General features: G+C 69.5%; 20 protein-coding genes. 5 read left to right on the top strand and 15 right to left on the bottom strand.

Annotated elements, in window-relative coordinates; translation table 11 throughout:
* Window positions 1-17: 17 nt before the first annotated feature.
* A complete protein-coding gene (locus LLS1_RS12870; RefSeq protein ID WP_226656083.1) occupies window positions 18-1,277 on the bottom strand; it encodes an ABC transporter substrate-binding protein in 1,260 nt (419 codons plus the stop codon).
* Window positions 1,278-1,402: 125 nt separating this feature from the next.
* Window positions 1,403-2,479 (bottom strand): LacI family DNA-binding transcriptional regulator, encoded by a 1,077-nt coding sequence (locus LLS1_RS12865; protein ID WP_226656081.1) that lies wholly within the window; start codon window positions 2,477-2,479, stop codon window positions 1,403-1,405.
* Window positions 2,480-2,537: 58 nt separating this feature from the next.
* On the opposite strand from LLS1_RS12865, the gene LLS1_RS12860 reads away from it, so the two are divergent.
* The gene (locus LLS1_RS12860) at window positions 2,538-2,765 is read left to right on the top strand and encodes a hypothetical protein (protein WP_226656079.1); all 228 of its coding nucleotides are present in this window, start codon (window positions 2,538-2,540) and stop codon (window positions 2,763-2,765) included.
* 15 nt (window positions 2,766-2,780) lie between these two features.
* A complete protein-coding gene (locus LLS1_RS12855; protein ID WP_223359847.1) occupies window positions 2,781-3,353 on the top strand; it encodes a hypothetical protein in 573 nt (190 codons plus the stop codon).
* A gap of 23 nt (window positions 3,354-3,376) precedes the next feature.
* On the opposite strand, the gene LLS1_RS12850 is transcribed toward LLS1_RS12855, so the two are convergent.
* Window positions 3,377-3,985: an N-acetyltransferase gene (locus LLS1_RS12850; protein ID WP_226656077.1), complete on the bottom strand. Its 609-nt coding sequence runs from the start codon at window positions 3,983-3,985 to the stop codon at window positions 3,377-3,379.
* 17 nt (window positions 3,986-4,002) lie between these two features.
* Here LLS1_RS12850 and LLS1_RS12845 point away from each other — a divergent pair, with 17 nt between their 5' ends.
* Both LLS1_RS12845 and LLS1_RS12840 read left to right on the top strand, forming a co-directional pair.
* A complete protein-coding gene (locus tag LLS1_RS12845) occupies window positions 4,003-4,818 on the top strand; it encodes an AraC family transcriptional regulator (RefSeq protein WP_226656076.1) in 816 nt (271 codons plus the stop codon).
* Window positions 4,815-5,675 carry an aminoglycoside phosphotransferase family protein gene (locus LLS1_RS12840; RefSeq protein WP_226656074.1) on the top strand — a complete coding sequence of 287 codons (861 nt, stop codon included), beginning with the start codon at window positions 4,815-4,817 and terminating at the stop codon, window positions 5,673-5,675. Before LLS1_RS12845 ends, LLS1_RS12840 begins: the two co-directional genes overlap by 4 nt.
* A gap of 15 nt (window positions 5,676-5,690) precedes the next feature.
* On the opposite strand, the gene LLS1_RS12835 is transcribed toward LLS1_RS12840, so the two are convergent.
* The 3 genes from LLS1_RS12835 to LLS1_RS12825 are packed head-to-tail and all read right to left on the bottom strand — an operon-like array spanning window position 5,691 to window position 8,785.
* Window positions 5,691-6,587: a carbohydrate ABC transporter permease gene (locus LLS1_RS12835; RefSeq protein ID WP_226656072.1), complete on the bottom strand. Its 897-nt coding sequence runs from the start codon at window positions 6,585-6,587 to the stop codon at window positions 5,691-5,693.
* On the bottom strand, window positions 6,584-7,537 hold the full coding sequence (locus LLS1_RS12830) for a carbohydrate ABC transporter permease (protein ID WP_226656071.1): 954 nt from the start codon (window positions 7,535-7,537) through the stop codon (window positions 6,584-6,586). Before LLS1_RS12830 ends, LLS1_RS12835 begins: the two co-directional genes overlap by 4 nt.
* A 6-nt stretch (window positions 7,538-7,543) precedes the next feature.
* Window positions 7,544-8,785, bottom strand: a complete 1,242-nt coding sequence (locus tag LLS1_RS12825; RefSeq protein ID WP_226656069.1) for an extracellular solute-binding protein — start codon at window positions 8,783-8,785, stop codon at window positions 7,544-7,546.
* A 300-nt stretch (window positions 8,786-9,085) separates the two neighbouring features.
* Here LLS1_RS12825 and LLS1_RS12820 point away from each other — a divergent pair, with 300 nt between their 5' ends.
* Window positions 9,086-9,871, top strand: a complete 786-nt coding sequence (locus tag LLS1_RS12820; protein ID WP_223359840.1) for a DeoR/GlpR family DNA-binding transcription regulator — start codon at window positions 9,086-9,088, stop codon at window positions 9,869-9,871.
* A gap of 47 nt (window positions 9,872-9,918) precedes the next feature.
* On the opposite strand, the gene LLS1_RS12815 is transcribed toward LLS1_RS12820, so the two are convergent.
* The 9 genes from LLS1_RS12815 to LLS1_RS12775 form a co-directional block, all read right to left on the bottom strand.
* The gene (locus LLS1_RS12815; protein WP_226656067.1) at window positions 9,919-10,407 is read right to left on the bottom strand and encodes a DUF2247 family protein; all 489 of its coding nucleotides are present in this window, start codon (window positions 10,405-10,407) and stop codon (window positions 9,919-9,921) included.
* A 20-nt stretch (window positions 10,408-10,427) separates the two neighbouring features.
* Window positions 10,428-12,377 carry a helicase HerA-like domain-containing protein gene (locus LLS1_RS12810; protein ID WP_226656065.1) on the bottom strand — a complete coding sequence of 650 codons (1,950 nt, stop codon included), beginning with the start codon at window positions 12,375-12,377 and terminating at the stop codon, window positions 10,428-10,430.
* A 33-nt stretch (window positions 12,378-12,410) separates the two neighbouring features.
* Window positions 12,411-13,682: a saccharopine dehydrogenase family protein gene (locus tag LLS1_RS12805; protein WP_226656063.1), complete on the bottom strand. Its 1,272-nt coding sequence runs from the start codon at window positions 13,680-13,682 to the stop codon at window positions 12,411-12,413.
* A 97-nt stretch (window positions 13,683-13,779) separates the two neighbouring features.
* The gene (locus LLS1_RS12800) at window positions 13,780-14,469 is read right to left on the bottom strand and encodes a phosphatase PAP2 family protein (RefSeq protein ID WP_226656061.1); all 690 of its coding nucleotides are present in this window, start codon (window positions 14,467-14,469) and stop codon (window positions 13,780-13,782) included.
* Between the two features lie 100 nt (window positions 14,470-14,569).
* Complete coding sequence (locus LLS1_RS12795; RefSeq protein ID WP_226656059.1) at window positions 14,570-15,799, bottom strand: multidrug effflux MFS transporter; 1,230 nt, start codon at window positions 15,797-15,799, stop codon at window positions 14,570-14,572.
* Window positions 15,800-16,117: 318 nt separating this feature from the next.
* A complete protein-coding gene (locus tag LLS1_RS12790) occupies window positions 16,118-17,302 on the bottom strand; it encodes an ROK family protein (RefSeq protein ID WP_226656057.1) in 1,185 nt (394 codons plus the stop codon).
* 16 nt (window positions 17,303-17,318) lie between these two features.
* Window positions 17,319-19,562, bottom strand: coding sequence for an alpha-xylosidase (yicI, locus tag LLS1_RS12785; RefSeq protein WP_226656055.1), 2,244 nt, complete (start codon window positions 19,560-19,562; stop codon window positions 17,319-17,321).
* A 2-nt stretch (window positions 19,563-19,564) separates the two neighbouring features.
* Window positions 19,565-20,464 (bottom strand): carbohydrate ABC transporter permease, encoded by a 900-nt coding sequence (locus LLS1_RS12780; RefSeq protein WP_226656053.1) that lies wholly within the window; start codon window positions 20,462-20,464, stop codon window positions 19,565-19,567.
* Window positions 20,464-21,420, bottom strand: a complete 957-nt coding sequence (locus LLS1_RS12775; protein WP_226656052.1) for a carbohydrate ABC transporter permease — start codon at window positions 21,418-21,420, stop codon at window positions 20,464-20,466. The genes LLS1_RS12780 and LLS1_RS12775 overlap by 1 nt, the downstream gene beginning before the upstream one ends.
* Window positions 21,421-21,432 lie beyond the last annotated feature (12 nt).

Raw genomic sequence — 21,432 nt, 5'->3', positions numbered from 1 at the left:
GCGGCCGCCCGGGCGGGTCAGTTGTCGAGCGCCTGCTGCACCTGGCTGGAGGCCGATTTCAGCAGAGCGGCCGGGTCGCCGCCGGTGAGCGCCTTCTGCGTGGCCTCATCGACCGCCGAGAGCACGTCGGTGCTGTTGGCGACGCCGGGCAGCAGCGGGCGGGCGTCGCCCACGAGGTCGGTGAGGGACGCGACGACGGGGTTCGACGAGACGGCCGACGACGGGATGTCGGTGCGCAGGGGCGGCCAGCCGGAGCCGAGCGACCACTTCGTGGCCACCTCCTTGGTGAAGAAGTAGTCGAAGAACTTCTCGGCGGCGGCCTTCTTGGCCGAGTCGGCCTGCGCGGTCACGGCGGCGGAGATGCCGATGGCGGAGGAGGCGGACCCCTTCGGGCCGGCGGGGATGCCCGCGATGCCGTAGTCGATCTTGTTCTCGGTCGCGACGGACGCCATCCACGGTCCGCCGATCTCCATCGCGGCCTTGCCGGAGGAGAACAGCTTGTCGGAGGCGACGCCGTCGAGTCCGGTCGGCGAGATCTTGCCGTTGCGCACGGCGTCGGCCCAGTACGTCAGCGTCTCGGTGTTGGCCTTCGAGTCGAGAGCCGACTTCGTGCCGTCGACGAGTTCGCCGCCGTTGCCGTAGAAGAGGCTCGCCCAGACACCGTTGCCGACGGTGGCGTGATCGGGGAGGGCCAGGCCGTACTGCTCGGGCGTCCCGTCTCCGTCGGCGTCGACCGTGAGCTTCTTGGCGTCGGCGACCCACTCGTCCCAGGTCGTCGGGAAGGTGGAGATGCCCGCCTTCTCGAAGAGCGTCTTGTTGTAGATGACCGAGAGGGGGACGAATCCGGTCGGGACGCCGTAGTAGGAGCCGTTCACCTTCTCCATCTCGACCGCACTCGCGTTGAGGGACGCCTTCTTCGTGGCGTCGCTCGCGTAGAAGTCGTCGAGCTTCGCGAACGCGCCCTTGGACGCGTAGACCGGGAGGTTCTCGGCCGGCATGGCGACGATGTCCGGGCCCTTCTTCGCCGACAGTGCGGGCAGGAGGGTGTCGCCGATGACGGCCCATGTCTTGGTGGTCGTTTTGATCGTGATGGAGCTCTGGGATTTGTTGAAGTCGTCGACGATCTGGTCGAGCACTTTGCCGTCGGCCTCGGTGTAGCCGTGCCAGAAGGTAAGGGTGACCGGGCCGGATGAGTCCGAGCCCGTCGAGCCGGAGCAGCCCGCGAGCGCGAGGGAGACGCCGGCTGCGGCGGCGAGCGTCGCAAGCAGTTTCTTCATTGAATGCCTCTCGTGTGTCCGATCGCGCCGTGGATCGGATCGGGTTTACAACGCTGCAATTCCAACGTTGTAGAAGCGATTGTACAAACGCGGCATCCCTCCGTCAACGTCGTTCGCCCGCCGACTCAGACCGCGGTGACGGAGGAGGCCCGCGCCGCGACGGGAACCGGGGTGGACTCCCGCTCGACGAGACGGGCGGGCACGTCGAAGAGGCGGGGTCCCGCGTCCGCCGGCACCCGGCCGGCGATCCGCTCGACCAGCGCCTCCACCGCGATCTCGGCGACCCGCGCGCGGTTCGGGTCGACGGTCGTGAGACTCGGCATCGCGAACTGCGACTCGGTCACGTTGTCGTAGCCGATCACGGCGACGTCCTCCGGCACGGCGATGCGATGCTGGGCCAGGGTGCGCAGCGAACCGAGGGCGAGCTCGTCGTTCAGGGCGAGCACGGCGTCGAAGCCCACGCCACGGTCGAGCAGTTCTTGCATCGCCTCCGCCCCGTCGCGCCGGTGCCAGCCCTCGCGCGCCACCACGAGCGCGGGGTCGAACGCGATCCCCGCCTCGAGCAGAGCCTCCTCGTAGCCGCGCAGACGCAGCGCGGCGGAACCGACCCGCTCGCCCTCGTGCGCGCCGAGCACGGCGATCCGGCTTCGGCCGGCTGAGAGCAGACGGCGCGTCGCCATCGCGGCTCCCTCGACGTTCTGGATGACGACATGATCGGTCGGCCCGTCGAAGATCCGCTCGCCGAGCAGCACCAGCGGGTAGCCGACGTCCAGAATCCCCGCGTCCTCGTACGAAAGGCCGAGCGGCGAGAAGAGCAGACCGTCCATCATCGCGGTGCGCGATCCCGTCAGGAGGGCGGCCTCGGCGTCGCGGTCGCCGCCGGTCTGCTCGATCAGCACGACATAGTCGCGCGCTCGCGCGGCCTCGAGCACCGCATCGGCAAGCTCGGCGAAGTAGCTGAACTTGAGCTCAGGGACGGCCAGTCCGATGACGCCCGTGCGACCGGCGCGGAGCTGCCGCGCGGCGAGGTTCGGCTGGTACCCCAGCTCGGCGATCGCCTCCCTGACCTTCTCCCTCGTCGACGGGCGCACGAACTCGAAGTCGTTCACAACGTTGGAAACGGTCTTGACGGATACCCCCGCCAAGGCCGCGACATCACGAAGCGTCGCCACCAGAGTCACCCCATTTCGATCTCGGGCCATCCTATTCGCAGCGCGTCGGGTTCACACGGCAGCCGCGACGTCCTGTTGGATGGTCCCGATGAGCAAGAAGATGTTCGCACAGCTCTGCGCCACCGTGGCGATCGGGGCGATCACTCTCCTGGTGGGGCGCTCCCTGCACGACCTGGGGACGGTGATCCTGTTCGCCGTCGGTGTGCTCGCGACCATCCTGAGCGCGTTCCGCGTCCGCAGCATACGGGCCAGGGAGGTCGCCGCGAAAGCAGACCGTGTCCCCCAAAATGCCGCTACCGGAGGCGACGACCGATAAGCGAGGCTCGTTGCGATGACAGAGCAACGGGAACTCGGACGGGAGTCGGGTGTGATGCGCGAGACGGTGCTGCGCCCGTTCCGCCACCTGTTCGCCCGCGGGGTGGTCGCCATCCTCGCCCTGACCACACCGGTGTTCGCCGTGCTCTACTGGCTCAGCATCCCGACCGGCGGATGGCCGCTGGTACTGATCGCCCACGTGCTGGTGATCGGCGCCACGGTGCTGTCCGTGTTCTCCTTCTTCAGCGTCACGATCAGCGTCGGCGACCACGGCGTGCGGGAGCGCGGATTCTTCGGCCGTGTCGTGCAGGTGCGGCACGCCGAGGTGGGGTCGGTCCTCCTCGTGCAGCTCTATGAGAGCAGTACTCTCGACACCCTCCCCCAGCTCTTCGTCACCGGGCTCGACGGGCGCCTCCTCATCCGGATGCGCGGTCAGTTCTGGTCGCTCGAAAGCATGGAACGTGTGGCGGAGGAGCTCGACGTCCCGGTCACCCGCCCCGCCGAGTCGATGACGCTGGCCCAGCTGCGGCGCACCTCGCCCGAGCTGCTGTACTGGTTCGAGCGCCTGCCCGCCCTGTTCGGTCGCTGAGAACGCGGCCGACAGCGCGGCGGTCAGACCTGCGCGTCGGTGCTGATCGCGAGAGCCGGCGCTTCGGGCGTGCTGGACGGCAACTCGGCGAAGCCCAGCCGTTCGTAGAACGCCCGGGCGCCGTGGTTGGTGGCCGACATCGTGAGGTAGACGCCGGGGACACCGCGCTCCCGCAGGGCGTTCAGCAGGGTGCGGATCAGAGACCGCCCGAATCCCTGGCCCTGCAGCTCCGGGAGCAGGTCGATGTGGAGGTGCGCCGGATAACGGTCGACCTCCGGCACGATCGCCCCGCGCACGTCCAGGCCGAAACCGATCGCCCGGCGGTCCCGCTCGTCGCGTGCCGCCTCGAGCGGGTGCTTCGCGATGAAGCCGGGCAGCCACTCCGCCTCGTACCAGTCGGCGAAGGCCAGGCTGTCGGCGACGCCGATGACGTACCCGGCGACGTGGTCCCCGGTGTCGACGACGAACGCCAGGTCGGGCTGATAGGCGACGTAGGGGCCCGCGAAGATGTCCGGCAGCAGGTCGTCACTCGAATACAGGCCGGTCGCGTCTTCCCCGCTGGCCCCGGTCCGCACGCACACGGCGTACACGTCGTCGCGGTCGGCCGGATGGTAGGGGCGGATCGAGCTCACCGTGAAAGTATGGCAGCGTGAGTCTGCACACGACCGCCGTGCCACGCAGCAAGGGGCTGCTCACCCCCTCCGACGACGAGCAGGTGCGGATCGAGCGCGTCTTCCCCGGCGACACCGCCGCCGTGCTCGTACGCCACTACTGGCTGCCACGCTGGTCACTCGCCGCAGGCAGGGTGCTGCGGCCGCAGGTGCTGGAGTACCCCACCGCGAACCTCGTCGTGGAACGGGAGGGCGGGTGGTTGTATCGCGCGAACCGTGGGCGCACGGAGCGCACGCTGCGCGGCTCGGGGTGGGCGTTCGGGGTGCTGCTGCGCCCGGGCGTCGCGCGCGCGTGGACGGGGTCATCGCTCCGGACGGCTCCGCCGTCGATCGCCCTGCGCGAGTTGCGCGTCGATGGGACGGCGGCGCTCGTTCGCGCCGTCCAGGACGCGATGGCGTCCGGTGAGGACCACGCGGCCGTCGCCGTCGTCGAGCGCTGGCTGGCACGGCTCGAACCGCCGGACGAGGAGGCCCGGCTCGTCGACGCCATCGTGGCCGCCGTCGAGGAGGACCGCGACCTGCGGCGCGTCGAAGACGTCGCGGACCGCTTCGGGCTCGGCGTCCGACATCTGCAGCGACTGGTCGCAGGGCACATCGGCTTCGGCCCCAAGTGGCTGATCCAGCGGTACCGCCTGCAGGAGGCCGCCGCCGCGCTGCGCTCGCCCGCGCCTCCCGCGCTCGCGGAACTCGCCGCCGGACTCGGCTACGCGGACCAGGCGCATTTCGGCCGCGAATTCCGCGCCGTCATCGGGTCGCCTCCGGGTGCGTACGCGGCGCGGGAGAGGGCACGGTGAGCGCGAGGACGGAGACACGGACCGACCCGGAGGCGGTGCTCGCGCCCTGGCGCGCCCGCTGGTCGCTCATCGCGGACGGCGACCCGTTCGTGACCCCGTCGAGTGCACTGCAGCCCGTCCGCCGGAACGGGCGGGCTGCATTCCTCAAGCGAGCGCTCGTCGACGAGGAGTCCGCGGGTGCGCGGGTGCAGCGCTGGTGGGCCGGCGAAGGGGCGGCGGACGTGCTCGCGTTCGGCGGCGACGGCGATGCGCTCCTGCTGGAGCGGGCCGAGGGATTGCGCTCGCTCGCCGCGCTCGCGCGATCCGGACCCGACGGGGACGACGACGCGACCCGCATCCTGTGCCGCGCGGGCCTCCGGCTGCACGAGGCCGGGAGGGAGCCGCGGCCCGACGGGCTCATCCCACTCGCCGAGTGGTTCCGCGAACTCTTCGTGCACGCGGAGGATCGCCCGGACGACCACCACGGCCTGTTCCCGGCGGCGGCGGCGACGGCCGCTCAGCTGCTCGCGCTGCCCACCGAGGACGTCGTGCTGCACGGCGATCTCCATCACGGCAACGTGCTCGACTTCGGCGAGCGCGGCTGGCTCGCGATCGACCCCAAGCCCGTGCATGGCGCTCCCCTGTTCGACTGGGTCAACATCCTGTGCAACCCGGACGTCGACGTCGCGCTGCGGGCCGGCCGCCTGGAGCGCACGGCGGCCGTGATCGCCGCTGAGGTGGCCGCCGATGAGGGGCTGCTGATGCGCTGGGCGTTCGCGTGGGCGGGGCTTTCGGCCTCATGGAGCGAGCGGTCGGGCGAGGAGGCGGAGGTCGCCCTAGCCGTCGGCCGACGCGCCAGGGTGTTGCTCGGCGGTTGACCACCGCCTCCTGCGCTACTTGACGCTGCCCGCGGTGAGCCCGCCGACCAGACGCTTCTCGATCAGGGCGAAAAGCACCACGACCGGGATCACCGCCACGACGGAGACGGCGAACACGTACTGCCAGGCGGCGTCGTACTGCCCGACGAACTTGGTCAGCGCCACCGACAGCGGCTGATTCGCGTCCGTCGACAGGATCACCAGGCTCGCGGCGAACTCGTTCCAGGAGGCGACGAACGTGTAGATGATCGCCGTCACGATCCCGGGCCACACCAGCGGTAGCTGCACCCGGAGGAGCACCGTCCATTTGCCCGCCCCGTCGAGCTGCGCCGCCTCGTCGACCTCCTTCGGGATCCCCGCGAAGAAGGTGTGCATGATCCAGACGGCGAACGCGATGTTGAACGCGGCGTTGACGAGGATCATCGCCAGCCACGTGTCGTTGAGCCCGAGCGCGACCATCTCCTTGAACAGGCCCGTCGCGAGCACCGTGGGCTGGAGCATCTGCGTCACGATCACCAGGAAGAGGAACACCCCGCGGCCGGGGAACCGGAACCGCGCCGTGTAATACGCCGCGGGCACGCAGACCACCAGCACCAGCAGCGTCGCGAACACCGAGATCACGATCGTCGAGACGAGGTTCAGCGGGAGGGGCGTCTCCGGCGTCGACCACATCGTGAGGTAGTTCTCGGGATGCCACTGGTCGGGCAGGTACGTCGGCGGCACCTGGAGGATGTTGTTGCGCGACTTGAACGAGCCGACCAGCATGATCAGGTAGGGCGCGATGAAGACGAGGGCGATCACGATCCCGGCGAGCGTCTTGCCGACGGTCCGCCCCGGCGAGCCCGTGAGGCGGGACCGACGGCGGCGCGCCTGCGGCGCCCCCGCGACGAGGGTCGGGGCCGGCGCGGTCATGCGACCTCCTTCATCGGCTTCACGATCCACAGGTACAGTGCGACGACCACCAGCACGATCAGGAAGTTGATCACGCTGAGGGCGCTCGACAGGTCGATGCGCTGCTCGTTCTGCAACAGCTTGAACACGTAGGTCGTGGTCGTATCCGCCGTGTAGCCGGGGATCGAGCCGGTCATCAGCTTGAGGATCGGGAGCGAGTTGAACACGTTGATGATGTTGATGAGCGTGGCCAGCGCGATCGCGTTGCGCAGGTTCGGCAGCGTCACGCCGAAGTAGGAGCGGAAGGCGCTCGCGCCGTCCACCTTGGCCGCCTCCAGCATGTCGCTCGGGATGCCGGCGAGCCCCGCCAGGATCGTGTACGTCGTGAAGGGCAGCGACACGAAGACGGCGATGCCGATCGACGACAGGAACGCCGGAACCGGCTCCTTCGTGAATCCGAAGGGCTCCGTGAGCAGATGGATGTCGACGAGGAACTTGTTGATGATCCCGTAGAAGGGGTCGAGGCCGTACACGAAGACGGTCGTCGTCATCACCACGCTCGCCGCCCACGGGATGATGATCGCCATCCGCACCCAGCGTCGGCCCGGGAAGTTCTTGTCGAGGAACTGGGCGAGCGCGAGCCCGATCAGCACGGTGATCGCGACCACGGCGACGACCCAGACGAGGGTGTTCAGCAGGATGCCGGGAAGCTCCGGCCGCGAGAGCACCGTCAGGTAGTTCTGCAGGCCCACGGAGCCGTGGTCCACGCCGGCGATGGAGATCTTCCGCGTCGAGTTGAAGATCATGTACCCGGCGGGGAACAGGACGACGCCGAAGATCAGCAGGAGGGCCGGCAGCGTCCACGGCACGGCATGGAGCAGGTCGGACGCGCCGGAGCGCTTCGGTGGGGACCCGCGGCGGGGGCGGCCGGCAGCCGCCCCCGCGCGAGTCGACTCAGCGGTGCTGGTCATCCGGCGTTACTGGCCGTCGGCCTTGGCCTGAATGGACTTCAGCAGGTCGGCCGGCGCCGCACCCTGCCCGAGCTGACCGATCTGGGTCTGGATCGCGCCCTGCGCCGCCGACCAGTTCGGATTCGTCGACGGGTAGAACTTCGCGTCCGGCAGCAGGTCGAGGAACGGCTTGATGGTCTCGTCCGAGCCCATCTCCTTCGCGCCCGACTTGGTCGTCGGCAGGAAGCCCTCCGCCCCCACCCACTTGGTGTAGACCGCCGGAGAGTAGAAGTAGTCCAGGAACTTCGTGATCGCGGCCTTCTTGTCGGTCTTGTTCTTGAAGGCCATCAGGTGGTCCGCGACGCCCAGCGTGAACGACGAGCCGTCCTTGGTCGGGATCGGCGCGACGCCGTAGTTCAGCGACGGGTTCTTGTCCTTGATCTGCCCCACCGTCGGCGGCAGCCCCACCTGCATGCCCAGCTGGCCCTGGATGAAGACGTTGAGCAGCGGCGTGCGGTTGGTCGACCCCGGGTTCGGCTCGGTGTAGCCCTGCTCGATGATCTTCTGCATCTCCGTCGCGCCCTCGACGTTCTCCGGGCTGTCGATCGTGAGCTTCTTGGCGTCGCCGTAGCCTCCGCCGGCCCCGTAGAACCAGAGCGCCGTCTCGGCCTGCGCCTCCTCGCTGCCGAGCGGCATCCCGTACGGCGTGACCCCGGCGGCCTTGAGCTTGCCGGCATCCTCCTCGAACTCGGCCCAGGTCTTCGGCGGCGCGGAGATCCCGGCCTTCGCGAAGTCGTCCTTGTTGTAGAATAGCGCGCGGGCCGACGCGATGAACGGGAGGCCGTACTGCGTGCCGTCGATGCTCGCGTTCTTCTTGAACGCGTCCTGGAAATCGTCGAGCGTGGAGGCCGAGACGATGTCCTTCGCCGGGTAGAGCAGGTCGTCCGCCGCGAATCCGGCGAAGGCGTCGATGTTCAGGATGTCGGGCTGCTTCTGCGCCTGGATGCGCGTCTTGATGACGTTGTTGATGTCGGTCCACGACTCGACGTCGAGGTTCACCGTGATGCCGCTGTTCTTGGCCTCGAAGTCCTTGATGATCTGCTCCCACTCGGCCTTCGTGTTGTCCGAATAGCTCGCGACCATCAGGTCGAGCGACTGCGCGCCGCCGGACGAACCGCCTGACCCGCCGCTGAAGCCGCAGGAGGCGAGTGACAGGGTGGCGACGGCCGCGGTGACGACCGTCGCTCCCCACCGGAGAGACTTCTTCATGGACTTCCCCACTTCTCGAAGAAACACGTGTCGGTACCGCTGACGCGCGTGCGCGCACTGCAGAACCATTGATCTTTATTGACGCTTTTGCGCGCATATCACGCACCTGCACGCAATGGATGATCGAAAGCATGGACCCTGATGGGGTCTCCGTCAAGGACCGGCGTGCTGATCGCGCCGTGGCGGCGCGCCTCCGCCCGGGGTGATCGAAACTGTTCGCTGGACAATGGCCGCGATCATGAGGGATCATCGACGAAGAGATCCGTGGGACGGATCGGGCGGAACCGAGAGCGGACAGCGATGAACAGAGAGCAACGCCTCGGCGTCGTCCTCGAACTCCTCGCCGAGTCCGGGCAGATCGAGGTGGAGGACCTCGTCGCCAAGCTCAACGTCTCCCCCGCGACGGCACGGCGCGACCTCGATGCGCTCGCCGCGCAGCAGATGCTCACGCGCACCCGCGGCGGGGCGGTCGGCCAATCCGTCGCATACGACCTGCCCTTCCGCTACAAACACGAGCGGCACGCACCGGAGAAGCTGCGCATCGCCCACGCCGCGAGCGCCCTCGTGCCGCGAGGCTCCGTCGTGGGACTGTGCGGTGGCACGACGAGCACGGCGGTCGCCACCGTTCTGAGCTCGCGCCCGGACGTGCTGGAGCCCTCGCCGTACCCGAACCTCACGGTCGTCACCAACGCCATCAACATCGCGGCGCAGCTCGTGATCCGCCCGCAGATCAAGATCGTCGTCACCGGCGGCGTCGTCCAATCCCGCAGCTACGAGGTGGTCGGACCTTACAGCAATGCCGTGCTGGAGCGGATCACCATGGACATCGCGTTCATCGCGGTCGACGGGATCGACCCCGTGATCGGAGCCACCGTGAACGACGAGGGGGAGGCGAGCGTGAACGCCCTCATGGCGCAGCGCGCGGCGCGGGCCGTCATCATCGCCGACTCGTCCAAGATCGGCCGCCGGGCCTTCGCGACCCTCGGCGGATCGACGCTGCTCACGACGATCATCACCGACGCCGGCATCACCGACGAGCAGCGGACGGCGTTCATCGAGGCGGGATACGAGCTCATCGTCGTCTGACCGGCTCGGCCACAGCGTCATGCGCCGTTTCGCCCGAGCGCGAAAGACTATTCGAGACATCCAGTCGCGCGAAGATGTCCCCAGATCTTCTCGCTGCGGAGGTGGACGGCCAATCGTTCGAGACGGTCGGCCTCGGACGCCATTCCAGGGTGGATCCACCCCACGAACGGCAGAAGACGCTCGTCGTCGTCGAAGAACTCGTAGACGTTCTCGATCGCGAGTCCGGGCTCGGGGAGACGGCGGGCGCGATCGAGACAGAGAGCGATCCACAGCCGCCTGCTCTCCTGGTCGACCGGTGAGTCCAGACCGCGAATCAAGGCGTCGGCGTCCTCCAACTGATCCGACAACAGAAGCGCAAGGGACTCCGCTGCCTCCGAGAGCTTCTCGCCCCGTTCAAGTCTCCCCAGACAGTAGGCCACCACGGCCTCTGAACGGAGAAGACCACGCTCATAGCCGTAGCGAACGTCCGCCTCGAGCAGGGGAGCGAACGACTCGGCGACGTCAAGGGACACAGCGATCCTGACGTCGCTCGACATGGGTTCTCCGTTCAGCAGAGCTAGCGCCGTCGCCGGGTGCCGAAGATGCCCTCCACGACGCCGGTGAGGATGTCACGGGTCGCCTTGGAGCCCAGCACCTGCTCCAAGACGTTCGGGGCGGGCTTGCTGGTGGTGCGGCGGGAGGTGGTGCGGGGCGACGTGCTCTTGAGGATGCGCTCGTACTCCTTCTGAGCGGCGGCCTGCGCCTTCGCGTCGGCCTTCGCCTGAGCTGCCGCGGCCCTCTCGGCAGCCTTCTGCGCGTCCGCCGCGGCCTTCGCCTGGGTCTCCGCCTGCTCCGCCGCTGCCGCCGCCGCGTCCAGCTTGCGCGCGAGCAGTTCGCGGGCCGAGTCGCGGTCGATCGGGGTGCCGTACTTCGCCTGCAGCGGCGACGCGGCGACCGCGGCGTCCACCTGGGCCTCCGGTGCCGGGGACATCGACCCCTGCGGGGCCCGCAGCCGCGTCCACGCGACCGGACTGGGGGCGCCCTTCTCGTTCATGACCGTCACCACGGCCTCCCCCGTACCGAGCGATTGGAGCACGGCCGCCAGGTCGTAGCCGGAGGTCGGATAGGTGGAGACGGTCGCTTTCAGCGCCTTGGCGTCGTCGGGGGTGAACGCCCGCAGCTGGTGCTGCACCCGCGACCCCAGTTGGGCCAGCACGTCGCTGGGCACGTCCTTCGGCGTCTGCGTGACGAAGAAGATGCCGACGCCCTTCGAGCGGATGAGGCGCACGGTCTGCGTGATCGACGCGAGGAAGTCCTTGGAGGCATCCTTGAACAGGAGGTGCGCCTCGTCGAAGAAGAACACCAGCTTGGGCTTGTCGAGATCGCCGACCTCGGGAAGATCGTTGAACAGATCGGCGAGCAGCCACATGAGGAAGGTGGAGAAGACGGCGGGCTTGTCCTGCACGCCCGGCACCTCCAGGAGGCTCACCACCCCGGTCCCGTCGGGCGCGACCCGCAGGAACTCGGCCGTGTCGATCTCCGGCTCGCCGAAGAACGCGTCGGCGCCCTGGTCGGCGAAGGCGATCAGCTCGCGCAGGATGACGCCGACGGTCGCGCTGGACAGACCGCCCAGCCCGGCGAGTTCCGGCTTGCCGTCCTCGCTCGTGAGATAGGTGAGCACGGCGCGCAGATCGGACAGGTCGAGAAGCGGCAGACCCGCCTGGTCGGCATAGTGGAAGACGAGGCCGAGGCTCGACTCCTGCGTGTCGTTGAGCCCGAGCACCTTCGAGAGCAGGAGGGGACCGAACCCGGCGACCGTCGCCCGGACCGGCACACCGCGCCCCACGCCGCCGAGCGAGAAGAACTCGGTCGTCACGGCCCGCGGCGTCCAGTCCTGGCCGATGCCGCGGGTGCGCTCGAGGAGCTTGTCGCTCGCCTCCCCCGCCACGGAGATGCCGGAGAGGTCGCCCTTGATGTCGGCGGCGAAGACCGGCACACCCGCCGCGGCGAGCTGCTCGGCCAGCACCTGCAGCGTCTTGGTCTTACCCGTGCCGGTCGCGCCCGCGACGAGACCGTGCCGGTTCGTCATGGCGAGCGGGATGCGGATGGGCACGTCGGCCACCGGGTCGCCGTTGACCAGCGCGCCGAGCTCCAGCGCGGGAGCGTCGAAGGCGTAGCCGGCGCGGATGGCGGCGACGGCGTCCGGGGTGAGCGGGGCGGCGGCAGTGGAGGGCACGGAAGCGGGTGCAGCGGCGGCCGGGGCGGCGGCCTCCTGCGCGGCGGCCTGCTGCGCGGCGGCCTCCTGCGCGGCGGCCTGCTGTGCGGCGGCCTCCTGCGCGGCGGCCTCCTGCGCCTGCGCCGCGGCGGCCTCCTGCGCCTGCGCCGCGGCGGCCTCCTGCGCCTGCGCCGCGGCGGCCTGCTGTGCAGCGGCCGCCGCGGCCGCGGCCTCCTGCGCCTTGCGCAGCGCCTCGTCCGCCTCGGCCTGCAGCTTCGCGGCGGTCTCCGCCAGCGCGTCAGCGTCGGTCATGCGGCTCAGCCTACTGACGGGGCGTTGCGTCGCCTAGCGCCCCTCGCGCATCCCCCACTGCTGGCCGTAGCCGCCCGCGTGCTCGGGACGCTCCATGAGCTCGAGGAAGGGCCGGGCCGGAAACGCCTCCGGGCCGAGCACACCCGTCCCGGACCAGGCGCCTTTCGCGAGCAGCTCCAGCGCGATCACGGGGTTGAGGGCGGTCTGCCAGACCACGCACTGGCAGTCGTACTCGCGCATCGTCCACTCGTTGTCACTGACGTGGTACAGGTACACCTCGCGGGGCGCGCCGTCGACGCCGATCCCGGTCACGTTCACGCCGGCGCAGGTCTTGCCCGTCATGCGCGGACCGATCGTGGCCGGATCGGGCAGCGCGGCGGCCACGACGTCGCGCGGTGCGACCTCCACCGGTCCCGACGCGCTGCGCACGCGGATCGGGGTCGTCGCATCCAGGCCCAGCAGGTGGAGCGTCCTCAGCACGCCGATGAACTCCTCCCCAAGCCCGTACTTGAACGTCACGCGTTTCGCGTCGAGCCAGCGCGGCATCAAGAGCACCTCCTCGTGCTCGACGTTCACGCACTCGACCGGGCCGATGCCTTCCGGGAAGTCGAAGACCTCCGGCTCGCTGAAGGGCTCCGTGGTGAACCATCCCGTGTCCTTCTCGAAGATCACCGGCGGGTTCAGGCACTCCTCGATCGTCGTCCAGATCGAGAACGACGGTGCGAAGATCTCGGCGCCGGACTCGTCGCGCACCACGAGGTTCGCACCGTCGCGGGTGCCGAGCTCGTCGATGGACGAGAAGAGCTCGTCGGCGGCGTAGCGGGCGAACACGTCCGAGAGCCCCGGTTCGACGCCCATGCCGACCAGCGCGAGCCGCCCTGCCGCCTCCCAATCGCCGCGAACCGCGAACTGGTCGTCGCCGAGCTTGACGCCCGTCTGCTCGTACGGGTGCGTGGGATGCGGCTCGGACAGGCTCATCGCCATGTCGAGGTAATCGGCGCCCGCGGCGAACGCGCCGGCGAAGATGGTCGGGACGAACTTCGGCTCGACGGCGTTCATGACGTGCGTCGCCCGGTGCTCCCGCGCCACGGCCTCCACCGAGTCCGGGTCGGAGGCGTCGATCGCCGCGGTGCGGAACCGTGCGGCGACCTCCGCACCGTGGCGGTCGCGGATCCACGCGACCGTGCGCTCGGCGCGCGAAACGTCGTAGTCGCTCACGGTGAGAGTGTCGTAGAACGTGCGGCGTGCGGCGATCTTGGCGATGGCGTCCCCGACGCCTCCGGCGCCGACCAGCAGAATCCTCATGGCCGTCAGGGTAGCGCCCGCGGCCCCTCCCCGCGCCTGCGAAGTTCACGACGTTGCGCCCATTCGGCGCGAATTCGCGCATCCACGTGAACCTCGGCTAGGGAGTGCGCGCGAGGACGAAGGGGTGCGGGAGGCTGCGCTCCCGGGCGAGACGGGAGGCGAGCGGCGCCCAGACGATCACGGCGACCGCGGCGCCGAGCAGCAGCCCGCCGACCGTGTCGCTCATCCAGTGCGCGCCGAGATACGTGCGACTGACGGCCATGAGCAGCGCCCAGGCGATGCCGAGGCACCACACCCAGACGCGCGGGAAGAGCAGGGCGAGCACCACGACCATCGTCGCCGCGTTCGCCGTATGCCCCGACGGGAATGAACCGGGATCGGCGCTCACCAGGATCTCGGACGGGCGCGCACGACCGACCGTGTGTTTGAGCAGCTGGACCAGCACCACCGAGAGGATGCTGGCCGACGCGAAGAACAGCGCGCCCCACGGACGCCGGAACGCGAGGAGCAGGAGCACGATCAGCACCGGGATGACGACCGAGCCGAGCACACCTCCCCCGGAATAGTTGAAGAACAGGGCGGGTGCCAGCCAGAACGGAGAGCGATGCTCGACGACCTCCTCCATCCACTCGAGGTCGAGCGCGAACGGCTCCGTCGGGCGGAACGCGATGATCGCGCCGAGGCCGAGCACCAGCGCGACGGCGACCAACGCCGAGACGACCGGCCAGCGCCTGCTGATCCGTGCCGCCCGCTCGTGCACCGCCCGCTCGTCGGCTTCCGCTCCCATCCCCCCACCGTACCCACACCCGATGCGCGAAGCGTGAGACGGTGCGGGGCGGGAGCCCAGTGGACCCGCGACCACTCACGTCTCGCGGGGTTCGGCCCCGCTAGTGGGCGAGGGCGGGGACGCTGCGAGGGCGGACGATGAGCCAGAGGGAGGCGATGGAGACGAGGGCGCAGACGGCCATCACCGCACCCATCGGGGCGGCACTGCCGACGCCGAGTATCCCCACGACCGGGGAGACGATTCCGGCGATCCCGAAGTTGAGGGCGCCGAGGAGGCTCGCGGCCGTCCCCGCCTCGTGACCGTGGTTCGCGAGCGCCAGCACCTGCACGCACGGGAATCCGAAGCCGCAGGCGGCGATGAAGAACCACAGCGGGATCGCCGTTCCCCAGAGTCCGACATGCGCCTGGTCGAGGATCACGATCACGACGGAGGCGGCGAACATCACGACGGTCGAGACGGCCAGGATCCACTGCGGGCCGAAGTACTTCGTCAGGCGCGACGCGGACTGCACGCCGATGATGATGCCGATCGAGTTCACGGCGAAAAGGAGGCCGTACTCCTGCGCGTTGAACCGGTAGAGCTCCTGGAAGATGAACGAGCTCGACGAGAGGTAGGCGAACAGACCGGTGAAGTTCGCGGCGCCGACGATGGCGATCCCGACGAACACGCGGTCGGAGAGCACCGCCTTGTACCGCTGCCCGACCGTCGAGTGGCCCGCGTCGTGACGACGTGCCTTGGGCAACGTCTCGACGATCCAGAGCGAGACGCAGACGACGACGAACGCACCGTAGACGGCGAGCACGACGAAGATGCCGCGCCAGGGCATGACGAGCAACAGCCACGAGCCGATCACGGGCGCGAGTACGGGGGCGAGGCCGTTGACGAGGGCGAGACGGCTGAGCATCCGGACGAGCGGCCGACCGCCGAACAGGTCACGCACCATCGCCATGGCGACGACGCCGCCGGCCGCGGCGCCGATGCCCTGCAGGGCGCGGGCGGCCCCGAGCAGCTCCACGTTGGGAGCGAGGGCCGCACCCAGACACGCCAGGATGTGGACGGCGGTCGACACGATCAGCGGTGTGCGCCGCCCGATCTTGTCCGACCAGGGGCCCACCAGCAGCTGGCCGAGGCCGAAGCCGATCGTCGTGGCCGTCAGCGTCAGCTGGATCGCGGCGGTCGAGACACCGAAGTCGGACTGCAGTGTGGGCAGGGCGGGCAGGTAGGTGTCGATCGTGAACGGCCCGAGCGCGGTGAGGGCGCCGAGGATCAGGATGTAGCTCAGGCGCTGGCGGCCGGAGAGCGAGTCGCCGGGATGCACGACGGTGGTCACGAAGAAGGTCCTTGCTGGGTCGGAGGGTCACGGGTGCGGCGCGAACGCGGCGCTCTCCAGACGAAGGAGCACCGCACGAAGAGGCGCCGCACGAAGAAGCACCGCGTCGAGTTCACGCGGTGCCGGGTGTCCGATCGGCGCCGAGTGTCGAATCGATTCGACTCCGGGACACCACTCATCCTATCGCAGTCGGCCGCCGAATGTTACCGTGCACATCCCCCACACTCCGGGGTCCACCGCCGCCGAGACGGCCCAATGTGGGGTACGCGGGCGCGAGACGGCCGACAATCGGCCGCGTCGATGACGGGCGGCCACCGATCAGCGCGGAGAAGGGGCGGCGAGGAGGGGCGCGAAGGCGAGCTCGGCGGCGCCGATCATCAGGATGTCGCCGCCGAGCCCGGCGCGCACGATCTGCAGGCGCTCGGCGGACGCGGCCAGCGCCTGCTCTGCGACGAGAGCCGCCAGGCGCTCGGGTGCGAGAGCGTGCAGCGCGCCGAGGAAGCCGCCGAGCACGATCCGCTCGGGCGCGAAGACATTGGTCGCGTTGCGCAGGGCCGTGGCGAGGTAGCCGACCTGGCGGTCCACCTCCGCGGTCACCGCGGCATCCCCCGAGGCGACGGCCCCCGCGAGTGCGCGCGCGAGCTCCTCGCCGTCCGCGGCCTCCATGCCGAGAACGGCGAGCAGAGCGCGCTGACTGACCTCCGTCTCCAGGCAGCCGATCGCGCCGCAGTGGCAGCGCACGCCGGACGAGTTGACGAGCGTGTGCCCGAGCTCGCCGGCATAGCCGCTGATGCCGGTGAGCGGCACACCGCCGACGATCACGCCCGCTCCGATGCCGGAGGCTCCGCCGTTGAGATAGACGAGGTCGGAGGCTCCGCGCCCGGCGCCGAACAGGCGTTCGGCGTTGGCGCCCAGGCTCGCGTCGTTGGCGGCCAGCACGGGGTAGCCGGTGGCGGCGGAGAGCTCCGCGGCGAACGGCTCCTCCGCCCACTCGAGGTGCGGAGCGAGCCGCACCACGCCGTCCTCCTCCCGCACGAGACCGGGGACGGCGACACCGATGCCGACGACACGGGAGGCTGCGATCAGGTCGGGGCGCAGCCCGTCGATCACCGCGGCGGCGACCGCTACGGCCTCCTGCGCGGTCGGCACGTGCCCGGTGGGGAGACGGACCCGCCGGTGCACCACCCCGTCGAGCCCGACGATGCCGACGGTCACCGCGTCGATCTCGGGATTGACGGCGAGCGCCACGACACGGCCGTCCGCGACGACGACCGGCGACGGCCGCCCGACGCGGTTGCTGGTCTCGGGCTCGCGCTCGCGCACGAGCCCGTACTCGACCAGCTCCGCGACGAGCGCCCCGGTGGTCGACCGGTTCAGGCCCGTCGCCTGGGTCAGGGCGGACCGGGCCTGCGGACCGTCACGGTGGACCATCCCGAGCACCACGGCGAGGTTGTGCCGCCGCACCGTGTCGAGGTTCGTCCCCGCCGTCGTCTTGCCGTTCATGGTCCCGAGTACTGTATTACAGCTGGGCGCGACCCCCGCTGGACACGACGCTGCGGCCGGTGCCGACATCCCTCAGCGTGAACGGGTGCGAGGCCGGACCGGAGGCCCACAGTCCCTCCCCTGCGCGCGTGACGACGTACTCCGCGGTCTCGCCATCGGGAGTCGTCACGGTGACCGCGCGCTCGCCGCCCGGTCCGGGGTAGGCGGCCAGGGTCAGGCCCTCCCGGTAGTCGTAGTCCGGCCGGTCGTCGCGGCCGCCGAGCGGCAGCACGGCCCCTTCGCGCACATAGAGCGGGAGGCTGTCGAAGGCGTGGGTCTCGCGCCGCCACGCTCCGCCCTCGACGCGCTCTCCGGTCAGCAGCGAGGTCCACGTGCCCGCGGGCAGGTAGAACTCCACATCGGCCGGCGAGAACACAGGCGCGACGAGGAGATCGGGGCCGAGGAGGTACTGCCGGTCGAGGTGGTCGACGGCGGGATCGCCGGGGAACTCGAGCTGCAGCGGCCGCATGACGGGTGTGCCCCGCAGCGCGGCCTCCCGCCCCGCGGCGTACAGGTACGGCATGAGGCGCAGCTTCAGCTTCGTGAAGCGGCGCGTGACCTCCACCGCCTCCTCGTCGAAGGCCCACGGCACCCGCACCGAGTCGCTGCCGTGCAGCCGGGAATGGCTCGACAGGAGCCCGAACGCGGTCCAGCGCTTGAAGACGCCCGGGTCCGGCGTCCCCTCGAAGCCGCCGATGTCGTGGCTCCAGAAGCCGAACCCGCTGAACGCGAGCGAGAGCCCGCCACGGAGGGTCTCGGCCATCGACTCGTACGAGGACGTGTTGTCGCCGCCCCAGTGCACCGGCATCGTCTGTCCGCCCGTGGTCGCCGACCGGGCGAACAGCACCGCGTCCCCGGCCCCGCGCGCCTCCTGCAGCACGGCGAAGACCGCCTCGTTGTAGAGCTGCGTGTAGTAGTTGTGCATGCGCTCGGGCGCGGAGCCGTCGAAGTACTCGACCTCGACCGGGATGCGCTCGCCGAAGTCGGTCTTGAAGCAGTCGACGCCCTGGGCGACGAGCCGGCGCAGGTGGTCCTGGTACCAGCGGGTCGCCTCCGGGTTCGTGAAGTCGACCAGGCCCATCCCGGCCTGCCAGAGGTCCCACTGCCAGACGGAGCCGTCCGGCCGCTTCACGAGGTAGCCGGCGGCCGCGGCCTCCGCGAAGAGAGGCGAGCGCTGCCCGATGTACGGGTTGATCCACACGCAGACGCGCAGATCCTTCGAGTGCAGACGGGCCAGCATCCCCTCCGGGTCGGGGAAGGTGCGCGGGTCCCACTCGAAGTCGCACCAGTTGAACTCGCGCATCCAGAAGCAGTCGAAGTGGAACACCGAGAGGGGGAGGTCGCGCTCGGCCATCCCGTCGATGAAGGAGGTGACGGTCGCCTCGTCGTACGAGGTGGTGAAGCTCGTCGAGAGCCACAGCCCGTACGACCAGGCGGGCACGGAGGCGGGGCGGCCGGTCAGTGCCGTGTAGCGCTCCAGGATGTCCTTGGGCGTCGCACCGTGGATCACGAAGTATTCGAGGCTCTCCCCCGGCACGGAGAACTGCACTCGCTCCACCGATTCCGATCCGATCTCGTACGAGACGTGCCCGGGGTGGTTCACCAGCACGCCGTAGCCGCGGTTGGTCAGATAGAACGGGATGTTCTTGTAGGCCTGCTCGCTGGAGGTGCCGCCGTCGGCGTTCCAGATGTCGACGGTCTGCCCGTTCTTCACCAGCGGCCCGAACCGCTCCCCCAGCCCGTAGACCAGCTCGCCGACGCCGAGCGCCAGCTGCTCGTGCATGTATGCGCCCTCACCGGCGACGGTCATGTGTGCCAGCGACTTGTGCCCGCTGGAGGTGAGCACCCGGTCCCCGGCGGAGAACGTCAGCGACCAGGGCGCCCCGCGGCGGATCGTCGCGACGAGGTCGCCGCTGCGCAGCGTCCCGCCCTCGTCGTCGACCGCGACCTCGGCGTGGCCCGACTCGGCGGCGAGCGCGAACGCCGGGCCGGACGCCGCGCCCTGCCAGTGCTCCACGCGCACGCCGATGACGTTCGGCAGCGGCGAGTGGAGGGTGACCGTGAGAGTGGGGCGGTTGAGGGTGTCGCCGCGGCGCTCGATGACTTTGCCGGGCGCGGTGATCGTGACCGTTCCGTCGCCGGCGGTCACGTCGTACGCCTCCTGGGCGTAGACGGGCGTGACGCCGTCGCGGAGCTGCCAGAAACCATCGGTGAACTTCATTGCTACTTGACTGCTCCTGCTGTGATGCCCCGGGTGAGGGTGCGCTGGAAGATGAGGAAGAAGACGAGGGTGGGGATGAGGCCGAGGAGCGCCGACGCGGAGGTGGTGGTCACGTCCATCAGCCGGTCGCCCTGCAGCGCGCTGATCGCGACCGGCACGGTCTGGTTGTCGTTGGAGACCAGGAACGTCAACGGGATGAGGAACTCGTTCCACGTCCAGATGAAGAAGAAGATCAGGAGCACGCTCAGCGTCGGCCGCGAGATCGGCACGACGACCCGCCAGAGGATCCGCCAGCGTCCGGCGCCGTCGAGCGACGCCGCCTCCAGAACCTCCTTGGGGAACGTGCCGTAGACGCTGGAGAGCAAGTAGGTTCCGAACGCGCTCTGGATCACCGTGAAGATGACGATGACGCTCCACACGTTGTCGTAGAGGCCGACCTGCTTGAACATGTAGTAGAGCGGGTAGAGCAGCGCCTCCTGGGGCAGCATGTTCGCGAGCAGGAAGAGCACGATGATCCAGGTGCGCGCCTTCACCCGGCCGATGCCGAGCGCGTAGGCGTTGAGCACCGAGATGACCACGGCGAGGATCGAGACCACGCCCGAGATGAAGATCGAGTTCCAGAGCTTCTCGGGGAAGTTGACGCGGTTCCAGAAGTTCACGATGCCGTCCGTGTAGAACGACGTCGGGAGCTGGAGGGGGCCGCCGGAATTGTAGTCGGCCGGGCTCTTGAACGAGTTGATCACGATCAGCAGGAACGGGAAGGCGATCCCGATGCCGATGAGGATGGCGACCACGAGGATCACCCAGTCGGTCACGGTCTTCTTGGGCTTCTGCCGTTTGAGCCGGCGGGGTGCGGCCGGGGCTGGTGCATCCGTGCGGCGGCGTTCGATGGCGGTGGACATCAGCTCTCGTTCTCCCGGCGCTCCGCCCGGTTCTGGGCGATGATGAAGAGGATGGCGACGGCGACGATGACGACCGTCAGTGCTGTCGCGATCGTGGCGCCGTATCCCACCTGCTGGCTCTGGAAGAACTCGCTGTAGGAGTAGTAGCTCGGCACCATGGTCGCGGTGCCCGGGCCGCCGCGGGTGAGGGTGTAGACCGGGCCGAACACCTTCAGCGCCGCGATGGTGCAGGTGAGGGTGACGACGAAGATCTCCGGGCGGATGATCGAGACGGTGATGGCGCGGAACCGCTGGAACCAGTTCGCTCCGTCCAGCTCCGCCGCCTCGTACAGCTCGGGGTCGACGCGCTGCAGGGCGGCCATGAAGATGACGATCGGGTAGCCGAGCTGCACCCAGACCATGACGGCCATGATCGACGCGAGCGCGGTGTCCGGGCTGCCCAGCCAGTTGTGCTGGAGGTCGCCCAGCCCGATCGCGGCGAGGATGGTGTTGAGCGCGCCGTTGTCGGGCCGCAGGATCCAGCCGATCACGATGGCCGCGATGACCACCGGCAGGATCTGCGGCAGGTAGTAGGTCGCCCGTAGGAAGCTCGCGAGCCTTCCTCCGAACTTCTTGCCGACGAGGTCGAACAGCATCGCGGCCAGGATGAGGCCGAGAAGGGTGGGGATGACCACCATCGCGACGATCATGGCGATCGAGTTGCCGAACGACGTCCAGAACTTGTCGTCGCCGAACAGGCGCACCCAGTTGCTGACGCCGATGAACTTGGGCGGGCGGATGCCGCGGTAGCTCGTGAAGCTGAGGTAGACGTTCCAGACCAGCGGGATCAGGACGATCACCGCGAGCAGGACGAACCCCGGCAGCAGATACCACCAGAACGATCCGCGGCCGCTGCTCGGCAGCAGCGAGTCTCCGCCGCGCTTCCGCGACGCCGCGCGCACGTCGACTGCGACCATGCGTTGCTCCTT

This window comes from Leifsonia sp. LS1 (assembly GCF_020521355.1).
Taxonomy (GTDB): Bacteria; Actinomycetota; Actinomycetes; order Actinomycetales; family Microbacteriaceae; genus Leifsonia.
Note: the sequence above shows the minus strand (reverse complement) of the source record. Positions and strands in the feature narration are given on the sequence as shown.

Coding starts and splice junctions, on each gene's coding strand:
- LLS1_RS12800 (WP_226656061.1), bottom strand. CDS start 14,469: ATGGGAGCGGAAGCCGACGAGCGGGCGGTGCACGAGCGGGCGGCACGG.
- LLS1_RS12815 (WP_226656067.1), bottom strand. CDS start 10,407: ATGTCGAGCGACGTCAGGATCGCTGTGTCCCTTGACGTCGCCGAGTCG.
- LLS1_RS12865 (WP_226656081.1), bottom strand. CDS start 2,479: ATGGCCCGAGATCGAAATGGGGTGACTCTGGTGGCGACGCTTCGTGAT.
- LLS1_RS12830 (WP_226656071.1), bottom strand. CDS start 7,537: ATGACCAGCACCGCTGAGTCGACTCGCGCGGGGGCGGCTGCCGGCCGC.
- LLS1_RS12820 (WP_223359840.1), top strand. CDS start 9,086: ATGAACAGAGAGCAACGCCTCGGCGTCGTCCTCGAACTCCTCGCCGAG.
- LLS1_RS12780 (WP_226656053.1), bottom strand. CDS start 20,464: ATGTCCACCGCCATCGAACGCCGCCGCACGGATGCACCAGCCCCGGCC.
- yicI (WP_226656055.1), bottom strand. CDS start 19,562: ATGAAGTTCACCGATGGTTTCTGGCAGCTCCGCGACGGCGTCACGCCC.
- LLS1_RS12790 (WP_226656057.1), bottom strand. CDS start 17,302: ATGAACGGCAAGACGACGGCGGGGACGAACCTCGACACGGTGCGGCGG.
- LLS1_RS12805 (WP_226656063.1), bottom strand. CDS start 13,682: ATGAGGATTCTGCTGGTCGGCGCCGGAGGCGTCGGGGACGCCATCGCC.
- LLS1_RS12825 (WP_226656069.1), bottom strand. CDS start 8,785: ATGAAGAAGTCTCTCCGGTGGGGAGCGACGGTCGTCACCGCGGCCGTC.
- LLS1_RS12860 (WP_226656079.1), top strand. CDS start 2,538: ATGAGCAAGAAGATGTTCGCACAGCTCTGCGCCACCGTGGCGATCGGG.
- LLS1_RS12775 (WP_226656052.1), bottom strand. CDS start 21,420: ATGGTCGCAGTCGACGTGCGCGCGGCGTCGCGGAAGCGCGGCGGAGAC.
- LLS1_RS12835 (WP_226656072.1), bottom strand. CDS start 6,587: ATGACCGCGCCGGCCCCGACCCTCGTCGCGGGGGCGCCGCAGGCGCGC.
- LLS1_RS12810 (WP_226656065.1), bottom strand. CDS start 12,377: ATGACCGACGCTGACGCGCTGGCGGAGACCGCCGCGAAGCTGCAGGCC.
- LLS1_RS12855 (WP_223359847.1), top strand. CDS start 2,781: ATGACAGAGCAACGGGAACTCGGACGGGAGTCGGGTGTGATGCGCGAG.
- LLS1_RS12870 (WP_226656083.1), bottom strand. CDS start 1,277: ATGAAGAAACTGCTTGCGACGCTCGCCGCCGCAGCCGGCGTCTCCCTC.